Origin of the sequence: Frankia sp. CpI1-P (assembly GCF_001421075.1) — a bacterium.
In the GTDB taxonomy this organism is placed as follows: domain Bacteria; phylum Actinomycetota; class Actinomycetes; order Frankiales; family Frankiaceae; genus Frankia; species Frankia torreyi.
Window position 1 is genome coordinate 35,081 of sequence record NZ_LJJX01000043.1, and the last position, 18,322, is coordinate 53,402.

The following is an 18,322-nucleotide window of genomic DNA, read 5'->3' on the forward strand; positions in this document are numbered from 1 at the left end:
TCGCGTCGGCGGCCCGGTGGGACGCCGTGGCGCCTGCGGTGGTCGCGGGCGGCAGCTCTCGGAGCGGGAGGGTGCACAGCCTTGATAGCGCCGGGCTCTTCGATCGTGTCGATGCAGGTGGAGGTTCGGGATCGACAACGGGAACTGGTCTCGGCGCTGCGCGCGGTGGCGGGGGCATCGGTGCCCGCCTGCGCCGATGGTCCGGCGGCGGCTCTGGTGGCCCGGCTCGATCGGCTCGCGGCCGAGTCCGCCGACGCCGAGCTGCGTGCCGCCCTCGGCGCGGGCCGCTTCGACCGGATCGGCGATCTGTTCGCCGAGCTCGGCGCGGTGCGGTCGGAGTTGTGCGCGTGGGCGGTGGAAGGGCCGTTCCAGGCGCTGACCCGGATCCGTGACCAGCTCGCTCTGCTGCGCCGGGAGACGAGCTCCGGGCGGATCACCCGGGCCGCCCCCGCCGCGCTGTGCGCGGCCGGCGGCTTCGACCGGGCGATGATCTCCAGCCTGCGTGGTTCGACCTGGCTGCCGGTCGCGCTGCACGTCGAGACGAAAGTCGACGGCCCCGCCAACGAGGCCCTGCGCCGTTTCCTCACGGACGCGGAAATACCGCTGGCGTCGTCGATGCCCGAGACCGAGCTGGTCCGCCGGCGGGCGCCCGCGTTGATCCGGCAGGCTCAGTCGGACGGTCGCGTCTTCCGGCCACTGATCGAGATCTCCGGGACGCGGGAGTACGTCGCCGCGCCGATCGTCGCGGGCGGCTGCGTCCTCGGTTTCCTGCATGCCGACACCTACGCCTCGGGTCGCCGCCTGACCGACGCCGACCGGGATCACCTCCAGACGTTCGCGGACGGTCTCGGACTCATCCTCGAACGAACGGTCCTGCTGGAACGCTCGAGGCTGCAGCACGATCGGATCGCGGACGCGCTCAGGGCCGTCCGCGCCACGAGCGAGGTGCTCGGTACCGCGCCGGTCCAACTGGCACGCACGATCACGCAGCGCCGCGCGGTGGTGGCCGGGCGGTCCTCGCCCTCGCCGTCAGCCATGATCGCCGCGGCACCCCCGCTCCCCGACGGTCTCACTCCGCGGGAGCGTGAGGTGCTCCGCCTCCTGGCCGCGGGCGCGACCAACGCCCAGATCGCCAACGCCCTCACAGTGTCCGAGACGACGGTGAAGTCCCACGTGAAGCACATCCTGCGCAAACTGCGCGCCTCGAACCGAGCCGAGGCGATCGCCCGCTATCTGTACCTCGCCCGCACCGCGGACCGAGCATTATGACGGTGCCGGCCGGCGAGCGCCGGCACAGCATGTTTCCGATACCCGCCGGCGACCGGGGCTGGCGGCGGCGCGAACGCGAACTCGGCGATCGGGTGGCCTTCCTGCACGGCGAGGTCCGTGACGCTCTCGGTATCGAACCGTCGCGCGGCACCGTCCTCACCTCCTCGGCGTCGTGGACCGAGGTTGTCTCGGACCTTGCCCAGCTCTGCGTCGACCGGCTGCGCGCGATGGCCGGGCACGCCGACGAGACCGGCCTGCGGACCTGCCTGCTCCTGCTGGACCTGCACGAACTCGCCTTCGACCTCGGCCGGCACGAACGAGACCGGCGCACGCGTCGACTGGCCGCCTGCTCCGAGGGACTTGCGCGCATGCGGGTGCTGCCGCACTCGACGGATCTGCTGGACCACGCGTGCGAGGAACTGGTCCGGCGCTGCGGATTCGGCCGGGCGGTGCTGTCCCGGGTCGACGACGGCGTCTGGCGGCCGTGGATGGCGTACTTCAGCAACGGCGACGAGTTCGAGTCGTGGTTCACGGGCTGGGTCGACCAGCCGATTCGGCTCGAGGGGCGCACCCCCGAGACGAGGCTGCTCACCGAGTGCCGGCCCGTCGCCGTCTACGACACGGCGAACGCCGTCGTACACCGGTCGATCATCGTGGACTCGGGTCGCTCGGACTCCTACGTCGTCGCCCCGTTGATGCACGGCACCTCGGTGGTGGGATTCCTCCACGCGGACCACCATCCGGCTTCGCGGCGCGTGGACGACTTCGACCGGGACGTCCTCTGGGCCTTCGCGGAGGGTTTCAGCCACCTGTACGAGCGGATCGTTCTGGCCGAGCGCCTTCGAACCCAGCGCGACCAGGCTCGGGAGATCCTGTCGTCGGCGGTCGAATCGGTGAGTGACTTCTGCGACGCGAGCATCGACTTCTCGCCGCACGCGGCCGTCGGAGCCATGCCGCGGACTCCCGTTGCGCCCCATCCGTTCGCCACCGGGCATCCTGGTGGGGAGCTCACCGCGCGCGAGTCGGAGGTCCTCGAGCTGATGGTGGCGGGAGCGACGAACGGTGCCATCGCCGAGACGCTGGTCATCTCCGAGGACACCGTGAAATCACATGTGAAACACATACTGCGCAAGCTCGGTGCGGCGAACCGGTCGCAGGCGATCGCGCGGTCGCTGGGAATCGCCGTGCACGGCGACGGTGTCTGAGGTCGCCGATATCTCTGGAGGTCGCCGGTCAGCGTGGCCGTCCCGGGGCGGCCGGGCGCTGCTCGCCGCCCCGGCCGCACCCGGCGTTGCTCACGGTGCGCCGAGCAGCCCCAGTTCGGCACGTCCGAGCAGGTCGTAGGCCTGGTCGGTGGTGAGCGGATGGAAGGGGCCGCCGCGGGCGTCACGGTAGAGGCGTTCGAGCACGTGTCCCCGCCGGAAGGAGGACCCGCCAACCAGCCGGAGGGCGGCGTCCGTCACCCTGATCGCGGTCTCCGTCGCGGTGACCTTGGTGACGTCGATGAACCCCGTGCGCGCGATCGGATCCCATTCGGCGTCGCGGCCCTCGATGAGGATCCGGCCGGTGGTTTCCAACGCCCGCGCCGCGGTCTCCACGTCCACCAGCATCCGGCCGAGTCCGTACTGGACGAAGCCGATCCCCTTCAGTGCGACGTCCTTGCCCTCCATCGTCGCGCCGAGGCTCTTCTTCTTCAGGATCTCCCGCGTCTCGGTGTAGGCCTTCTCCGCCAGGCCCAGGTACACGGCCGCGAAGCTCATCGACGCCCACTCGAACTCGCCGAACAGGCCGTTGCGGAAGTTCCCGCCGTAGGAGTCGGCGGGTGCCGGCACGTCGTCGAAGACGACCGTGTGGGTGCCGGTCGCCCGCATCCCCATGGTGTCCCAGGTCTCGACGATGCTGATCCCGGGGCTGTCCATCGGCAGCACGAAGACGGCCTCCCGGGCCGCGTGCTCGGTGAAGTCCTCGGGTAGCTGCCCGTTCTCGTCCGTGATCGTCGCATTGAAGGCGACGATGTCGGCTCCCAGGCAGAGGGTGGCCCATGTCTTCTTGCCGTGGATCCGCCAGCCGCCGTTCCCGTCGGGAATCGCCTTCGTGTCGGCGAGGCCGNTCAGACCGGCCCGGTCCTCACTGAACGGTCCGCAGATGATCTTTCGTTCCCGAACGACCTCGGTGAAGACGCGCTCCCTGGTGGCCTCGTCGAGCAGACCGCGGAAGATACCGATCATCGTCTGGTGCATGTTGAACGCCAGCGCGATCGCCGGGTCGCCCTTCGCGAGCTCCCTGGAGACGAGCGCGGTGGTGGCGATGTCGGCGCCGAGGCCGCCGTACTTCTTGGGCACCGCGATCCCGGGCAGGCCGCTGTCCTTGTAGAGCGGCACGAGTTCGGTGGGAAAGCGGTTCTCCGCGTCGGCGGACGGACCGGCCACCGCGAACTCCTTCGCCAGCGCACGGGCCGCCTCGAGCACCTCGGCCCGTTCGGCNGGCGTTATCTCCACATCGTGTTTTCCCATGCCGCAGCTCACTCCTCGTTGTTGATGACCGCGTACTGGCGAACACCGCGTACTGGCGAACGTAGACCGGATATGCGCGTGTTGAAATCTCCCCTCGGGAGAGCTTCTGCCCTTCGATGGGGTGACACGTCGCCGGGGTTCGGCGGCCCGCCGGACGCCGGCCCCACACTGTCCCTGTCCCGTTCTGCGGGGCCCTTGCCCAGTTCCGCGCGGTCCTTGTCCCGCTCCGGCGATCGCCGGAGCGCGCCCCGGCCGTTCGGGGCTCACCCGAAGGGGCAAGGTGTTTAACCCCGGGGGATGACGCGTCCGGTCTCGTCCGGCCCTACCGTTGGGCCATCCCCGCCGGCCGTCCGCCGGCCATCGGCGGTCTTTTCCCATCGGCNCAAAGGAGCGTGGCAGATGTCGTCCTACCGGTTCGCCGTGTTATGGCTGAAGGCGTTTCGTGAAAGCGCGGAGAAGGTCTGCGCCCTGTACGCCGACGACTTCCTCTTCGAGGATCTGATCCTGGACCAGTCGATCACCGACAAGGAGGATCTGCACCGAGTCTTCGCGCCGTACGCGAACAAGGATCTGAACAACGGCATCGGGATCAACCTGTTCCGGATCGACGAGTACATCGGTGATGCCNGCAGCGGGATCATCCGCTGGACCTGGGAGCCCGCGGGCTCGGCCGCCTTCCTCGGCGTCCCCACGGGCGGGAAGACGTTCAGCACGTCCGGTCAGACCTTCCACATCTACGACGCCGACGGCCGCATCAAGCGTGAGTCGACCTACTGGGACGCCGTCTCACCGCTGCACACGCTGGGCCTGCCGGTGTCGATCCACGGTGGCGTCGCCGCCCCGGTCCCCGCGTCCGCCCCGGTCCCCGCGTCCGCCCCGGTCCCCGCGTCCGCCGCGGTCTGAGGCCCCCGAGACCCGAAGCGAAGGGAACACGTCGATGAGCAAGGCCACCGACCACGCGCAGCGCTGGGCGCAGGTACTCACCACGGACACCGATGCCGCCGTGGCCCTGTACGCGGACGAGGTGCTGTACGACGACCGCCGATCGGTCGACCACGTCTATGACACGGCCACCGACAAGGCCGAGCTGCGGGAACGCCTCGCCCCGTATGCGAACGGCGACGCCGGCAACGGCGTCGGGATCCATCGCTTCGAGGTCCTTGAGGCCATCGAGACCACCGGGGGCAACGGGGCGCCCGCCGTCACGATCCTCTGGCGTTGGACCGGTGAACACCTCGCGGGCTTTCGGGGAGTGCCGACCGGCGGCCGGACGCTGTCCACCCGCGGCCAGACCTGGCACCAGTTCGATGCCGACGGCCGGATCGACCGTGAGCTGACCAACTGGAACGACACCCCGGTACTCCAGGAGCTCGGCCTGCCGGTGCTCACCCCGCACTACTGGGACGCCGACTTCGACCCCGCCTCGCTTCTGGGGTGAAGCACCGGTCGGTGGACGGCAGTTCGATCTGGAGGTCAAGCAGTCATGTGGGGCACCCTGCCAGAGGTGTTCGATCGGGTGTGTCTGTACTACGCGGACTCGACGGCGATCATCGACGATGATCGTCGGCTCACCTACCGGCAGATGCAGAGCTGGGCCAACCGAGTGGCGAACGGACTCGGGGCGCTGGGGGTGGAGAAGGGCGACCGGGTAGGCCTGCTGCTGCCCAACAACCTGGAGTTCATACCGACCCAGCACGGCATCTGGAAGGCCGGGGCGGTGCTGGTGCAGATGCCGACGCGGTCCGCGGTCGGTGGCCATCGCACCATCCTGGGGCAGGCCGGCGCCACCACCCTCATCTATCACGCCCAGTTCGACGCGGTCGTCGCCGAGCTGCTCAACGGTCTGCCCGCCGTCAAGCGGGTCATCCGTCTGGCCGGCGGCCACGGGGCCGCTGCCGCCGCCGCTGTCAGTGCCGCCGCTGTCAGTGCCGCCGCGGGGCCGACGACGGTCCTCGACGCCCTGGACGTTCTCGACTACCGGACGTTCTTCGACTCGCAACCGGATTCGCCGCCGTCGGTGTCCCTGGCCGAGGACGACGACGCGTACGTGCTGTTCACCTCCGGGAGCACGGGCGAGCCGAAAGGGGTGGTCAATTCCCACTTCACCTGGGCGCACTACAGCATCACGGCGGGACTCGAGATCGCCGACATCCGGCCGGGTGAGATCTTCGCGCACGGGGCTCCCCTCACCCACTTCACGCAGATCTTCGTGATGCCGACGTTCCTGCGTGGCGGGGTGAACGTGATGCTGCCGGGCCTCGACGTCGACGTTCTCCTCAGGACGATCGAGAAGGAGCGGGTGACCGCCACGGCCGTGGTCCCCACGATCGTCTACCTCCTGCTCGACCATCCCGGCCGGACGTCGTTCGACCTCTCCTCGCTGAACACGATGGTCTATGCGGGCTCCCCGATCGCCCCGGAACGCCTCCGTGAGGCANTCGACGCCTTTGGTCCGATCTTCGTCCAGACCTACGCCGGGACCGAGCCGGGCTACGTGTCGTGTCTGCGCAAGGAGGACCACCGGGTGGACACCGAGCAGGGTGTCCGACGGCTGGCGTCGGCCGGGCGACCGATCCCGTACGTGAAGGTCACCATCCAGGACGAGAGGGACCGGCCGCTCCTGGTCGGCGAACCGGGAGAGATCTGCTCGCGGCAGCTCGGGCAGATGCTGACCTACGTCGACCCCACCCGCAACGCCGAGGCGTTACGGGACGGCTGGGTGCACACCGGCGACATCGGTTTCCTGGACTCCGACGGTTTCCTCTACATCGTCGATCGCAAGAAGGACATNGTGGTCAGCGGCGGATTCAACGTCTTCCCACGTCAGGTCGAGGACGTGCTGTTGACCCACCCGGCGGTGGCCCAGGCCGCGGTGGTCGGCGTACCGCATGAGAAATGGGGCGAGGCCGTGCTCGCGGTCGTGGTCGCCAAGCCGTCCGAGACGGTGCGGGAAGGCGATCTGATCGCGTACGTCAAACGCGAGCTGGGAAGCGTGCCGGCGCCGAAGTCGATCGTGTTCTGCGACAGCCTCCCGGTGAACCCCGCGGGCAAGGTCGACAAGAAGGCGATTCGCGCGCCGTACTGGGCCGGACGCAGCCGGGAGATCGGATGACTGCGCAGCGCGCCGCCGACCGGGCCGACCGGGCCGACCGGACCGACCGGGCCGGACCGGGGCCGCGGCCCGAGCCGCCGGCGACGCTCGTCGACGCGGCCACCTTCCGCGAGGTCCTGTCGCATTTCGCCACCGGTGTCGTCATCGTGACGGCGCTGGCCGGGGACCGACCGGTGGGCCTGACCTGCCAGTCGTTCACCGCCCTGTCCCTCGATCCGCCGATGATCCTGTTCTGTCCCGCTCGGACGTCCACGTCCTGGCCGGTGCTGGCGGGCTGCGGGCGGTTGTGCGTCAACATCCTCAGCGCCGACCAGCACGAGATCAGCAATGGCTTCGCGCGCAGCGGCGCGGACAAGTTCGCCGGCGTCGCGTGGACGCCGCTGTCGAACGGCGCACCCGCGCTGGAGCGCGCCGCCGCGCACATCGGCGTGCGCATCGCCGAGGTCTACGACGGCGGCGACCATCACATCGTTACCTGCCACGTGGAATCCCTGCGAGCCGGCGAGGGCGGCGCTCCGCTGCTGTACTACCGCAGCGAGTACCGCCACCTCCGGCATCAGGACTGACATCCCACCGCCTTTCGAGAAGGAGGAGAACGTGTCCGCACCGCATTACCCGTTATTCATCGGCGGGGAATGGCTCGATTCCACCGAGCGGTACGAGATCAGAAGCCCCGCGACGGACGAACTCGTGGCGACCGTCGCGAAGGGCGGGGCCGAGCACGTCGACCGTGCGGTCGACGCGGCCAGGGCCGCGCACGAGGCGGGCGTGTGGCGGCACACCGCGCCGCAGGAGCGCTCGGCGTTGCTGCACGCGGTCGCCGGTCGTCTCGAGCAGCGCCTGCCCGAGCTTGCGGCCCTGCAGAGCCGGGAGAACGGCGCGACGATCCGCGTCACCGGTGCCCTGCATCTCGGCCTGTCGATCGGTCAGCTCCATTACCTCGCCGATCTCGCGAAGTCCTACGAGTTCGAGAAGGNCGGACCCGAGATCGGTCCGATTCCGGCCGCGGGAGTACTGCGCCGGGAGCCGCTGGGCGTGGTGGCCGCGATCGTGCCCTGGAACATCCCCCTTCTCGTGATCATCTGGAAGGTCGCCCCGGCGCTCGCCGCCGGGAACACCGTCGTGCTCAAGCCCGACGAGCACGCGCCGCTGCTGGCCCTCGAACTCGCCAGGGAGTTCGAGGCGGCCGGTCTGCCTCCGGGGGTGCTCAACGTCGTCACGGGTGACGGCGATCCGGTCGGCGCCCACCTCAGCGGCCATCCCGACGTCCGCAAGGTGGCCTTCACCGGCTCGACCGAGGTCGGCAAGGCGATCCTGGGCGCGTCCGCCGACACGGTGAAGCGGGTGACGCTGGAGCTGGGTGGCAAGGGGCCGAACATCATCCTCGAGGACGCGGACCTGCCGCTGGCCGTCGACGGGGCGCTGTTCGCGGCCCTGGCCAACAACGGGCAGGCCTGCGAGGCGGGCACCAGGCTGCTCGTTCCGGGCGTGCTGAAGGACGAGGTCGTCTCCCGGCTGGTGGAGCGGGCGAAGACCCTCAAGCTCGGTGATCCGCTGGATCCGGCGACCGACGTCGGCCCGGTGATCAGCGCCGGACAGCGGGACCGGATCCTGGGCTACCTGGAGTCGGCCCGCGCCGACGGCGCCACCATCGCCCTGGGCGGTGGCGCCCCACAGGGGCCGGGGTTCGAGACGGGGAACTGGGTCGAACCCACCGTCGTCACCGATGTCACGAACGATGCCCGGNTCGCCCGCGAAGAGGTCTTCGGCCCGGTTCTCACCGTGCTGACGTACGACTCCGTCGACGAGGCGGTCGCCATCGCCAACGACACCGACTACGGACTTTCGGCCGGCGTGTGGGGCCGGGATGAGCAACGCGCTCTGGCCNTGGCCCGCCGGCTCGACGCCGGCATGGTGTACGTCAACGACTGGCACGTCATCCACCCGGCCTACCCGTTCGGCGGATTCAAGCAGAGCGGACTGGGACGCGAGGGCGGCCCCGACGCGCTCGACGCCTACACCGAGCAGAAGTTCATCTCGCTCGCCCGCTCCGGCGGGCTGGCGGACCGGGCGGCCTTCGCCCTGGTGCTGGGAACGCCGCCGACCCGCTGACCCTCGGCAGACCTGCTGGCCCTCGGCAGACCTGCTGACCCTCGGTAGACCTGCTGACCCTCGGCAGACCTGCTGACCCTCGACAGACAGGGACGGATCAACGATGGAGCACGTCAGCACCGCCGGCGTCGTCGATCCGACGACCGTTCCGGTCGTGCGCAACCAGATCCGGTCGTTCCTCGACCTGCGACACGTCCGGGCCGGCGGCAGCCGCCCGCCCGGGTTCGACCGGTTCCAGGCCACCAGGCTCGGTGTTCTCGGGGCCGGGATGATGGGCGCGGGCATCGCCTACGTGGCCGCGCAGGCCGGCATCGAGGTGGTGCTCAAGGACATCAGCCTCGCCGCGGCGCGGCGGGGCAAGGCCCACGCCGAGCGGCTGGAGGCGAAGGCGCTGGCCCGGGGCCGCACCTCGCCGGGGGCGTCGGCGGCGTTGCTCGACCGGATCCACCCGACCGCCGACCCCGCCGACTTCGCCGGGGTGGACGTCGTCGTCGAGGCCGTCTTCGAAAGCGTCGAGCTGAAGCACAAGGTCTTCGGGGAGATCGAGGAGATCGTCGACCCGGCCGCGGTGCTCGGTTCGAACACCTCGACGCTGCCCATCGCCNTGCTGGCCGAGGGGGTCCGGCGGTCCGAGGACTTCCTCGGCCTCCACTTCTTCTCTCCGGTCGACCGGATGCCACTCGTCGAGATCATCCGGGGCCGGAGCACGTCGGACGCCACGCTCGCGAAGGCGTTCGACGTCGTCCGGCAGCTCGGCAAGACGCCGATCGTCGTGAACGACGGCCGCGGGTTCTTCACGAGCCGCGTCATCATCGCCTTCCTCAACGAGGCGATCGCGGCGGTCGGGGACGGCATCGACCCGGCCGCTGTCGAGGCGGCGGCGTTGCGGGCCGGCTACCCGGCCGGACCGCTCGCGCTTCTCGACGAGCTGACGCTGACCCTGCCGCGAAAGATCCGGCAGGAGGCGCAGGCGGCGGCGGAGGCCGTCGGTGATGTCTGGCGGGGCCATCCCGCGGACGCGGTCGTCGACCGGATGATCGACGAGTTCGGCCGGCCGGGGCGGTCCGGCGGCGCCGGCTTCTACGAGTACGACGACACCGGCCGGCGCGGCGGCCTGTGGCCGGGCCTGCGGGCGGCGTTCGGCACGCCGGGCCGCGGCAGCTCGCCCGCCGACCCCGCCGACCCCGCCGACCCCGCCGACCTTGCCGACCGGCTGCTGTTCGCCGAGTCGATCGAGGCCGTTCACGCGATGGACGAGGGCGTCGTCGGGTCGGTGCCCGACGCGAACGTGGGCTCGTTGCTCGGCATCGGCTTCCCACCCTGGACGGGCGGGGTGTTCCAGTACATCAACCAGTACGCCGACGAGCACGGCAGGGGCCCGGCGGGCTTCGTGGCCCGGGCCCGCGAGCTGGCCGACCGCTACGGCGCCCGCTTCGCTCCGCCCGGCTCGCTGGTGAGCCGGGCGGTCACCGGCTCGCTGTATGCGTAGCGGCGCGGCCCGGATCCGGTTCGACAGACGATCAATCGCTGGGAGGCGTTGTGGACTTCGGTGAGCGTTGTGGACTTCGGTGAGGACGCGGAGCTCGCGGCTCTGCGGGAGACGGTCGCCGCGATCGCGAAGCCGTTCGGCGGTGCCTACTACACCGAGCGGTCGCACGCGCGCAGGCCGACCAGCGAGGTGTGGGCGGCGCTCGCGCAGGCCGGTTTCCTCGGGGTGAACCTCCCCGAGGCCTACGGCGGCGGTGGCGGCGGCATCGTGGAGCTCGCGGCGGTCTGCGAGGAGACCGCCGCGGCGGGCTGCCCGCTGCTGCTCCTGGTGGTCTCCGCCGCGATCTCCGGCGAGGTCATCTCCCGTTTCGGCAGCGCGGAGCAGAAGCTGCGGTGGCTGCCCGGCCTCNCCGACGGCAGCCACAAGGTGGTGTTCGCGATCACCGAGCCGGGCGCCGGGTCGAACACCCACCGGCTGGCGACGAAGGCGGTCCGCGACGGCGACGACTGGGTGCTGACCGGGCAGAAGTACTACATCTCCGGCTTCGACGAGGCCGCGGCCGTCCTCGTCGTCGCCCGGACCGGCGTGGACGAGGCCACCGGGCGGGCGCGGCTGTCGCTGTTCGTCGTGCCGACCGACACGCCGGGCCTGGTCGCCCACCCGCTGCCGGTCGCCGCACAGATGCCCGAACAGCAGTTCACGCTGTTCTTCGACGACGTCCGGGTGCCGGCGGACGCGCTGATCGGCGTCGAGGGCGACGGCTTCCGGCAGGTGTTCCACGGCCTGAACCCCGAACGGATCACCGGCGCCGCGATCTGCGTCGGCATCGCCCGGTACGCGCTGGGAAAGGCCGCCGACTACGCGCGTCACCGGCAGGTGTGGGACGTCCCGATCGGCGCCCATCAGGGCGTCTCCCACCCGCTGGCGAAGGCGAGGATCGAGACGTCGCTCGCCGCGCTGATGACGCAGAAGGCCGCGTGGTCGCATGACCACGGACTGCCCGCCGGGGAGCCGTCGAACATGGCGAAGTACGCCGCCGCGGAGGCCGCCCTCGCGGCGGTGGACCAGGCGATCCAGACCCACGGCGGCAACGGGATGGCCGTCGAGTACGGCCTGGTGCCGCTGTGGGGGATGGTGCGCACGCTGCGGATCGCCCCGGTCAACCGGGAGATGATCCTCAACTACGTCGCGCAGCACACCCTCGGCCTTCCCCGGTCCTATTGAGGAGCTCCGGCCCCAACGAGGAGTTCCGGCCCCAACGAGGAGTTCCGGCCCCAACGAGGAGCTCCGGCCCCAACGAGGAGTTCCGGCCCCACTGAGGAGACAGCGATGACGTATTCCGCCACGAGATGGGCGCCCGCGCCGGGCGGGCCGGCGGCGCGGGCGCGGGCGGCCGAGGGCACCGTCCTGCGGTCCCGCCTGGACACCGCCTCCGAGTTGTATTGCACGAACCGTGCCGCCCAGCTCGCGAACCTCGCGCAGCTCGAAGAGCAGCTCGAGATCGCGCGGGCCGGCGGCGGCGAGCACTACCGCGACCGTCACCGCCGACGCGGCCGGTTGCTGGTGCGCGAACGCGTCGAGCTGCTGCTCGACCGGGACTCGGCGTTCCTCGAACTGTCCCCGCTCGCGGCCTGGGGAACGGAGTTCGCTGTCGGCGCGAGCGTCGTCACCGGCATCGGGGTGGTGTCCGGGGTCGAGGTCGTCGTCATCGGGCACGACCCGACGGTCCGCGGCGGCACGATGAACCCGTACTCGCTGCGCAAGACGCTGCGTGCCCTCGACATCGCCAGGCGCAACCGGCTGCCGGTCGTGAACCTCGTCGAGTCCGGCGGTGCCGACCTGCCCAACCAGTCCGACCTGTTCGTCCAGGCCGGGAAGATCTTCCACGACCTGTCCGCCCTGTCGGCCGACGGCATCCCCACCATCGCCCTGGTCTTCGGCAACTCCACCGCGGGCGGGGCGTACGTGCCGGGCATGTGCGACCACGCGGTGCTGGTGGACCGGCAGGCNAAGGTGTTCCTCGGCGGGCCACCGCTGGTCAAGATGGCGACCGGCGAGGAGTCCGACGACGAGGATCTCGGCGGCGCGGCGATGNACGCGCGGGTCTCCGGAGTCGCGGACTACTTCGCGGTCGACGAGCCCGACGCGATCCGAATCGGCCGGCGGATCCTGTNCGAGATCAACTGGCGTAAGCGCGGACCCGGGCCGAGCCTGCCCGCCGACCCGCCCGTGTACGACGCCGACGAGCTGCTGGGGATCGCGCCGGCGGACATCCGGGTGCCGTTCGACCCGCGCGAGGTGCTCGCCCGGGTCGTCGACGGCTCGCGGTTCGGTGAGTACAAGCCCGACTACGGCACCAGCCTGGTCACCGGCTGGGCATCGATCCACGGCTTTCCGGTCGGGGTCCTCGCCAACGCCAACGGCGTGCTGTTCAGCGCGGAGGCGAAGAAGGGCGCCGAGTTCATCCAGCTCGCCAACCAGGTGGACACGCCGCTGATCTTCCTGCAGAACACCACGGGCTTCATGGTGGGTGCGGCCTACGAGCAGGGCGGCATCATCAAGGACGGCGCCAAGATGATCAACGCGGTGACGAACAGCGCCGTGCCGCACCTGACCGTCAACATGGCGGCGTCGTTCGGCGCGGGCAACTACGGCATGTCGGGGCGCGCCTACGACCCACGGCTGATGTTCGCCTGGGTGGGCGCCAAGCTCGCCGTCATGGGCGCCGCCCAGCTCGCCGGGGTGCTGTCGATCGTGGGCCGGGCCGCCGCCGAGGCCGCCGGCCGACCGTTCGACACCGCGGCCGACGACCAGCGCCGCGGGGAGATCGAACGCCAGATCGGCGAGGAGTCGCATGCCTTCTTCCTGAGCGGAAAGCTCTACGACGACGGCGTCCTCGACCCGCGCGACACCCGCACCGTGCTCGGCATCGCCCTGTCCGCCGCGCACTCGGGCCCGATCGAGGGACGCCGTGGCTACGGCGTCTTCCGGATGTGAGCCCCGTGCGCCCGGTGACAGCCCAGAGCCCGGTGACAGCCCAGAGCCGAGCGACCCCAGGGGGGCGAGTGATCACAAAACTGCTGGTCGCGAACCGGGGCGAGATCGCGGTCCGGATCATCCGGACCGCGCACGAGATGGACATCGCCACGGTCGCGGTCTTCTCCGACCCCGACGCGGGCGCCCCGTTCGTCGCCGCGGCCGACGAGGCCGTCCGGCTGCCCGGGGCGACGCCGGCCGAGACGTATCTGCGTGCCGATCTGGTGATCGACGCCGCGCTGCGGGTGGGGGCCGACGCCGTCCATCCCGGCTACGGCTTCCTGTCCGAGAACGCCGACTTCGCGCGGGCGTGCGCCCAGGCGGGGATCGTGTTCGTCGGACCGCCCCNGGAGGCCATCGAGGCCATGGGGTCGAAGACCCGGGCGAAGGAACTGATGGGCGCGGCCGGCGTGCCGGTCCTACCCGGTCTGATCGTCGACGACGAGCTNCTCGCCGAGCCAGACCGGCTGCTGAAGGCCGCGGCTGAGCTGGACTTCCCCGTGCTGGTCAAGGCCGTCTACGGCGGGGGTGGGCGCGGGATGCGCATCGTGCACGACCTCGGGGCGCTCGCGGACGCCGTGGCGGGTGCACGGCGCGAGGCGGCCTCGGCGTTCGGCGACGGCACGGTGTTCCTGGAGCACTACGTCTGGCGTCCCCGCCACGTCGAGGTGCAGGTCTTCGCCGACACTCACGGCGACGTCGTGCACCTGTTCGAACGGGAGTGCTCGATCCAGCGGCGCTACCAGAAGATCATCGAGGAGGCGCCGTCCGTCGCGGTCGACGAGCACCTGCGGGAACGCCTCGGCTCCGCCGCCGTCGCGGCCGCCGCGGCGATCGGCTACGTCGGCGCCGGGACCGTCGAGTTCGTGCTCGACCGCACCGGCCGGTTCTTCTTCCTCGAGGTGAACACCCGGCTGCAGGTCGAGCACCCGGTGACCGAGCAGGTGACCGGGCTCGACCTCGTCCGGGCGCAGCTGCTGGTGGCGCAGGGCGCGCCGCTGCCGGCCGAGCTGCGCCACGCCCGCATCACCGGCCATGCCGTCGAGGCCCGCCTGTACGCCGAGGACGTGCCCGCCGGGTTCCTCCCCGCGACCGGGACGATCCACCGTTTCGACGTGCCCACGTTCGACGGCGTTCGCGTCGACAGCGGAGTCGCGGACGGGTCGGTCGTCGGCGTCCACTACGACCCGATGCTCGCCAAGGTCATCGCGCACGGCGCGACGCGTGACGAGGCGATCCGTCGACTCGCCCGCGCGCTGGCCGGCACCCGCGTGCACGGGGTGACCACCAACCGGGAGCTGCTGGTCGCCGTTCTGCGCGACGAGGAGTTCCGCTCCGGCGACATCGACACCGGTTATCTCGACCGGCACGACGCGGTCGCGATGGGCTCGCCCGCGACGTCCGCCGACGTCCTCGCGACGCACCTGGTGGCGGCCGCGCTCACCGCCGCGGCCGAGCGCCGGGCGACCGGGATCCTCCCGACCGCGCCGCCCGGCTGGCGCAACGTCCCGACCTCCCCGCAGCGTGCCGTCTTCGCGCTGTCCGGCCCGGGATCGTCCGGGCTCGGTGCCTCCGGGCGCGAGGTGGAGGTGACGTACCGCTGGCGCGCGGACCGCGTCGACGTCACCGTCGACGGCCGGGACCGGGACGTGGTGGTGCACCGCCTCGACGGCGAACAGGCCGATCTGACCGTGGACGACGTTCGTTCGACGGTCCGGGTCCACCGCGTCGGGCCGGAGGTCTACCTGGACGGTCGCGGCGGGTCGACGGTGGCCCGGGAGACGCCCCGGTTCGTCGAGCCGGGCGCGAGCGCCGCGGCGGGATCGCTGACCGCTCCGATGCCGGGAACGGTGGTCCGGGTCGCCGTCGAGCGGGGTGCGGCCGTGACCGCCGGAGAGGTCGTGCTCGTTCTGGAGGCGATGAAGATGGAACACGCGGTGACCGCGCCGCACGACGGCGTCCTGCACGAGCTGGACGTGCGTCCCGGCCAGACCGTCGACGGCGGGCACGTCCTCGCCGTCATCACACCGGGGCCGGCGCGATGACCTCGCCCGCGGTCACCTACCGGCGGGACGACCGGGTCGCGTGGCTGACCATCGACCGGCCGGAGGCCCGCAACACGCTGTCCGCCGAGGTCCGCCGGGGCCTGTGGGACGGTTTCGCCAGGTTCAACGCGGACGGGGACGCGTCCGTTCTCGTGCTCACCGCCGTGGGCGATCGGGCCTTCTGCGCCGGGGGCGATCTGAAGGAGATGGCGACCCAGGCGCTTGGGGTGCCGCCACTGGACTACGTGCCCCAACCCGGCCGGAACATCGAGGTCGACAAGCCCGTCGTCGCCGCCGTCAACGGCGTCGCCTATGCCGGCGGATTCCTCCTGACGCAGTGCTGCGACCTGGTCGTCGCCGCCGAGCACGCCAGATTCGCGATCACCGAGGTCAAGGTCGGCCGCGGGGCGCCCTGGGCCGCGCCGCTGCCCTACCTGCTGCCGCCCCGGATCGCGATGCAGATGCTGCTCACCGGCGAGCCGATGGCCGCCCGGCGCGCCTACGAGCTCGGCCTCGTCAACGAGGTCGTCCCGGGAACCGACCTCGCCGGTCGGGCGCGGGAACTCGCCGCGACGATCGCGGCCAACGCGCCGCTGTCGGTGCGGGCCGCGAAGCGCACCGTCGGTCTGCTCGCCCAGCTTCCCCTGTCCGAGGCGTACCGCGAGGCGGAGCGGATCTGGGAGCCGGTGTACCTCAGCGCCGACGCCCAGGAGGGGCCGCGGGCGTTCAGCGAGAAGCGCCGACCGGTCTGGAGCGGGCGCTGATGGCCGCCGACCAGCACCCTGGCGCCGACCAGCACCCTGGCGCCGACCAGCACCCTGGCGTGGACGGACCGGACGCCCGTCCGGTCCGGCGTCCGGTCCGCATCGCGAACTGCTCGGGTTTCTACGGCGACCGGATCGACGCCGCGCGGCTCATGGTCGACGGCGGCCCGATCGACGTGCTCACCGGCGACTATCTCGCCGAGCTGACGATGCTGATCCTGTGGAAGGCCCGCCGACGGGATCCCGGTGCGGGCTACGCGCGGACGTTCCTCGTCCAGCTCGAACAGGTGCTCGGCACGTGCCTGGACCGGGGGATCCGCATCGTCGTCAACGCGGGCGGCCTCAACCCCGCGGGCCTGGCCGAACAGGTCACCAAGGTCGCCGCCGGGCTCGGCCTGTCGCCTCGGGTCGCCCATGTCACCGGAGACGACCTGACGGACCGGATCGGGCCGTTACGGGCGGCCGGCGAGTCCTTCACGCACCTGGACACCGGGCGCCCGTTCGCCGAGCTGGCCGCGAGCGGGGTCGAACCGGTGACCGCGAACGCCTACCTCGGCGGCTGGGGCATCGCCGCCGCGCTGGCGGCGGGAGCGGACGTCGTCGTCACTCCGCGGGTGACCGACGCGTCCCTCGTCGTCGGCCCGGCGGCCTGGTGGCACGGCTGGGCGCGCACCGACTGGGACCGGCTCGCCGGCGCGGTGGCGGCCGGCCACGTCATCGAGTGCGGGCCGCAGGCCTGCGGCGGGAACTACGCGTTCGGCTCGGAGGTCACCGATCGGCGGTATCCGGGGTTCCCGATCGCCGAGGTCGCCGCCGACGGCTCGAGCGTCATCACCAAGCACGCCGACACCGGCGGACTGGTGTCCGTCGGAACGGTCACCGCGCAACTGCTCTACGAGATCGCCGAGCCTGCCTACCCGAACCCTGACGTGGTCGCGCACTTCGACACGGTGGGCCTGACCCAGGAGGGGCCGCACCGGGTGCGGATCTCCGGCACCCGGGGAAGCCCGCCGCCGGGCACGTTGAAGGTCGCGATGAACTACCTGGGCGGCTACCGCAACACGATGACGCTGGTCCTGACCGGTCTCGACATCGAGGCGAAGGCCGCCTGGGCCCGCCGGGAGCTGTTCGACCTGCTCGGCGGCGAGAACGCGTTCGACGCCGTCGACGTGCGCCTGCTGCGGTTCGACCATCCCGACGCCGACGACAACGCCCTGGCGACGGCGCACCTGCGGATCACGGTGAAGGATCGTGATCCGAAGCGGGTGGGCCGAGCGTTTTCGGACGCGACGATGGCACTGGCCCTGGGCGGGTACGCCGGCTTCCACACGACGACCCCACCGACCGCCGAGAGCGCGTACGGCGTGTACTGGCCGACGCTCGTCGGGCGGGACGCGGTGGAGCATCGCGTCGTCCTCGACGATGGCCGCGGGATCGCCATCCCGCACAGCCCGCTGGCCCCGGCCACCGCGGCGCCTTCTGCGCGGACATCGCCGGCGACGCCGTCCCCGAGTGCTCCGCCGTCCCCGAGTGCTCCGCCGTCCCCGAACGCTCCGCCGGTCCCGAACGCTCCGCCGGTCCTGAGTGCTCCGGGTGGCACGGTACGGATCCCGCTGGGTCTGCTGGTGGGCGCCCGCTCCGGGGACAAGGGCGGCAACGCCAACGTCGGCGTCTGGGCCCGCGACGCCGCGACCTACGCCTGGCTCGCCGCCGAGCTGACCGTGCGGCGCTTCGCCGAGCTGGTGCCGGAAGCCCGGGGGCTGGACGTCCGCCGCTACGAGCTCGCGAACCTGCGGGCGGTGAACTTCGTCGTCGTCGGCCTGCTCGGCGAGGGGGTCGCCTCGGCGACCCGTCCCGACCCGCAGGCGAAGGGGCTTGCCNAGTACGTGCGTTCGCGCCATGTCGAGGTACCCGTCGAGCTCGTGGATCCCATCCATGTCCCGTCTCGCGCACGTGACGGGGCTCTGTTCGTCAAGCGGTCC

The 18,322-nt window shown here is 71.4% G+C and carries 12 protein-coding genes and 16 pseudogenes; 26 read left to right on the forward strand and 2 right to left on the reverse strand.

The features are described 5' to 3' along the window. Positions 1-111 precede the first annotated feature (111 nt). Together FF86_RS56020 and FF86_RS23485 are read left to right on the forward strand one after the other, a co-directional pair. On the forward strand, positions 112-1,269 hold the full coding sequence (locus FF86_RS56020) for a LuxR C-terminal-related transcriptional regulator (protein ID WP_236706187.1): 1,158 nt from the start codon (positions 112-114) through the stop codon (positions 1,267-1,269). Then, a complete protein-coding gene (locus tag FF86_RS23485) occupies positions 1,266-2,474 on the forward strand; it encodes a LuxR C-terminal-related transcriptional regulator (protein ID WP_044886517.1) in 1,209 nt (402 codons plus the stop codon). Before FF86_RS56020 ends, FF86_RS23485 begins: the two co-directional genes overlap by 4 nt. 90 nt (positions 2,475-2,564) lie before the next feature. Here the strand turns inward: FF86_RS23485 and FF86_RS56025 are convergent, their stop codons facing one another. After that, positions 2,565-3,356: an acyl-CoA dehydrogenase family protein gene (locus FF86_RS56025; RefSeq protein ID WP_255355895.1), complete on the reverse strand. Its 792-nt coding sequence runs from the start codon at positions 3,354-3,356 to the stop codon at positions 2,565-2,567. Between the two features lie 23 nt (positions 3,357-3,379). Then, positions 3,380-3,737, reverse strand: a pseudogene (locus FF86_RS56030) (acyl-CoA dehydrogenase family protein); the annotation flags it as partial. Between the two features lie 444 nt (positions 3,738-4,181). Between FF86_RS56030 and FF86_RS56035 the strand changes: the two are divergent. From FF86_RS56035 to FF86_RS23545, 24 genes and pseudogenes are all read left to right on the forward strand, one after another. Further along, positions 4,182-4,409 (forward strand): annotated as a pseudogene (locus FF86_RS56035) (hypothetical protein); the annotation flags it as partial. 1 nt (position 4,410) lies between these two features. Continuing rightward, positions 4,411-4,685: pseudogene (locus FF86_RS56040) on the forward strand (hypothetical protein); the annotation flags it as partial. 34 nt (positions 4,686-4,719) lie between these two features. After that, positions 4,720-5,220, forward strand: coding sequence for a ketosteroid isomerase-related protein (locus tag FF86_RS23500; protein WP_044886520.1), 501 nt, complete (start codon positions 4,720-4,722; stop codon positions 5,218-5,220). A gap of 45 nt (positions 5,221-5,265) precedes the next feature. Then, the coding region (locus FF86_RS56045) for an AMP-binding protein (RefSeq protein ID WP_242419366.1) at positions 5,266-6,219 on the forward strand (954 nt) is incomplete at its 3' end. Between the two features lies 1 nt (position 6,220). After that, positions 6,221-6,572 (forward strand): annotated as a pseudogene (locus FF86_RS56050) (AMP-binding protein); the annotation flags it as partial. A 1-nt stretch (position 6,573) separates the two neighbouring features. Then, positions 6,574-6,894, forward strand: a pseudogene (locus FF86_RS56055) (long-chain fatty acid--CoA ligase); the annotation flags it as partial. Next, on the forward strand, positions 6,891-7,460 hold the full coding sequence (locus FF86_RS23510) for a flavin reductase family protein (RefSeq protein WP_082122049.1): 570 nt from the start codon (positions 6,891-6,893) through the stop codon (positions 7,458-7,460). The pseudogene FF86_RS56055 and the gene FF86_RS23510, both read left to right, overlap by 4 nt. Before the next feature lie 31 nt (positions 7,461-7,491). Further along, the coding region (locus FF86_RS56060; RefSeq protein ID WP_255355888.1) for an aldehyde dehydrogenase family protein at positions 7,492-7,870 on the forward strand (379 nt) is incomplete at its 3' end. A 1-nt stretch (position 7,871) separates the two neighbouring features. Next, positions 7,872-8,640 (forward strand): annotated as a pseudogene (locus FF86_RS56065) (aldehyde dehydrogenase family protein); the annotation flags it as partial. A gap of 1 nt (position 8,641) precedes the next feature. Then, positions 8,642-8,781 (forward strand): annotated as a pseudogene (locus FF86_RS56070) (aldehyde dehydrogenase family protein); the annotation flags it as partial. 1 nt (position 8,782) lies between these two features. Continuing rightward, positions 8,783-9,006: pseudogene (locus tag FF86_RS56075) on the forward strand (aldehyde dehydrogenase family protein); the annotation flags it as partial. A 91-nt stretch (positions 9,007-9,097) separates the two neighbouring features. After that, positions 9,098-9,610, forward strand: a pseudogene (locus FF86_RS56080) (3-hydroxyacyl-CoA dehydrogenase family protein); the annotation flags it as partial. Position 9,611: 1 nt separating this feature from the next. Further along, a pseudogene (locus FF86_RS56085) lies at positions 9,612-10,495 on the forward strand (3-hydroxyacyl-CoA dehydrogenase family protein); the annotation flags it as partial. 69 nt (positions 10,496-10,564) lie between these two features. Further along, positions 10,565-10,903, forward strand: a 339-nt coding sequence (locus FF86_RS56090) for an acyl-CoA dehydrogenase family protein (RefSeq protein ID WP_396230039.1), incomplete at its 3' end; no start/stop codon positions are given. A gap of 1 nt (position 10,904) precedes the next feature. Next, positions 10,905-11,719, forward strand: a pseudogene (locus FF86_RS23525) (acyl-CoA dehydrogenase family protein); the annotation flags it as partial. 105 nt (positions 11,720-11,824) lie between these two features. Continuing rightward, the coding region (locus tag FF86_RS56095; RefSeq protein ID WP_304438179.1) for a carboxyl transferase domain-containing protein at positions 11,825-12,504 on the forward strand (680 nt) is incomplete at its 3' end. 1 nt (position 12,505) lies between these two features. Then, positions 12,506-12,589: pseudogene (locus FF86_RS56100) on the forward strand (hypothetical protein); the annotation flags it as partial. Between the two features lies 1 nt (position 12,590). Next, positions 12,591-12,668: pseudogene (locus FF86_RS56105) on the forward strand (hypothetical protein); the annotation flags it as partial. Position 12,669: 1 nt separating this feature from the next. After that, positions 12,670-13,492, forward strand: a pseudogene (locus tag FF86_RS56110) (carboxyl transferase domain-containing protein); the annotation flags it as partial. Positions 13,493-13,560: 68 nt separating this feature from the next. Then, the coding region (locus FF86_RS56115) for a biotin carboxylase N-terminal domain-containing protein (protein WP_304438180.1) at positions 13,561-13,879 on the forward strand (319 nt) is incomplete at its 3' end. A gap of 1 nt (position 13,880) precedes the next feature. Beyond that, positions 13,881-13,979 (forward strand): annotated as a pseudogene (locus FF86_RS56120) (hypothetical protein); the annotation flags it as partial. 1 nt (position 13,980) lies between these two features. Further along, positions 13,981-15,576 (forward strand): annotated as a pseudogene (locus FF86_RS23535) (biotin/lipoyl-containing protein); the annotation flags it as partial. After that, positions 15,573-16,340, forward strand: a complete 768-nt coding sequence (locus FF86_RS23540; protein ID WP_044886525.1) for an enoyl-CoA hydratase/isomerase family protein — start codon at positions 15,573-15,575, stop codon at positions 16,338-16,340. The pseudogene FF86_RS23535 and the gene FF86_RS23540, both read left to right, overlap by 4 nt. Then, the coding region (locus tag FF86_RS23545) for an acyclic terpene utilization AtuA family protein (protein ID WP_242419368.1) at positions 16,340-18,220 on the forward strand (1,881 nt) is incomplete at its 3' end. The genes FF86_RS23540 and FF86_RS23545, both read left to right, overlap by 1 nt. Positions 18,221-18,322: the final 102 nt, after the last annotated feature.

Bases quoted from the DNA above. Each gene is read 5' to 3' on its own strand.
- FF86_RS23485 (WP_044886517.1), top strand. From the start codon at position 1,266: ATGACGGTGCCGGCCGGCGAGCGCCGGCACAGCATGTTTCCGATACCC.
- FF86_RS56020 (WP_236706187.1), top strand. From the start codon at position 112: ATGCAGGTGGAGGTTCGGGATCGACAACGGGAACTGGTCTCGGCGCTG.
- FF86_RS23510 (WP_082122049.1), top strand. From the start codon at position 6,891: ATGACTGCGCAGCGCGCCGCCGACCGGGCCGACCGGGCCGACCGGACC.
- FF86_RS23540 (WP_044886525.1), top strand. From the start codon at position 15,573: ATGACCTCGCCCGCGGTCACCTACCGGCGGGACGACCGGGTCGCGTGG.
- FF86_RS23500 (WP_044886520.1), top strand. From the start codon at position 4,720: ATGAGCAAGGCCACCGACCACGCGCAGCGCTGGGCGCAGGTACTCACC.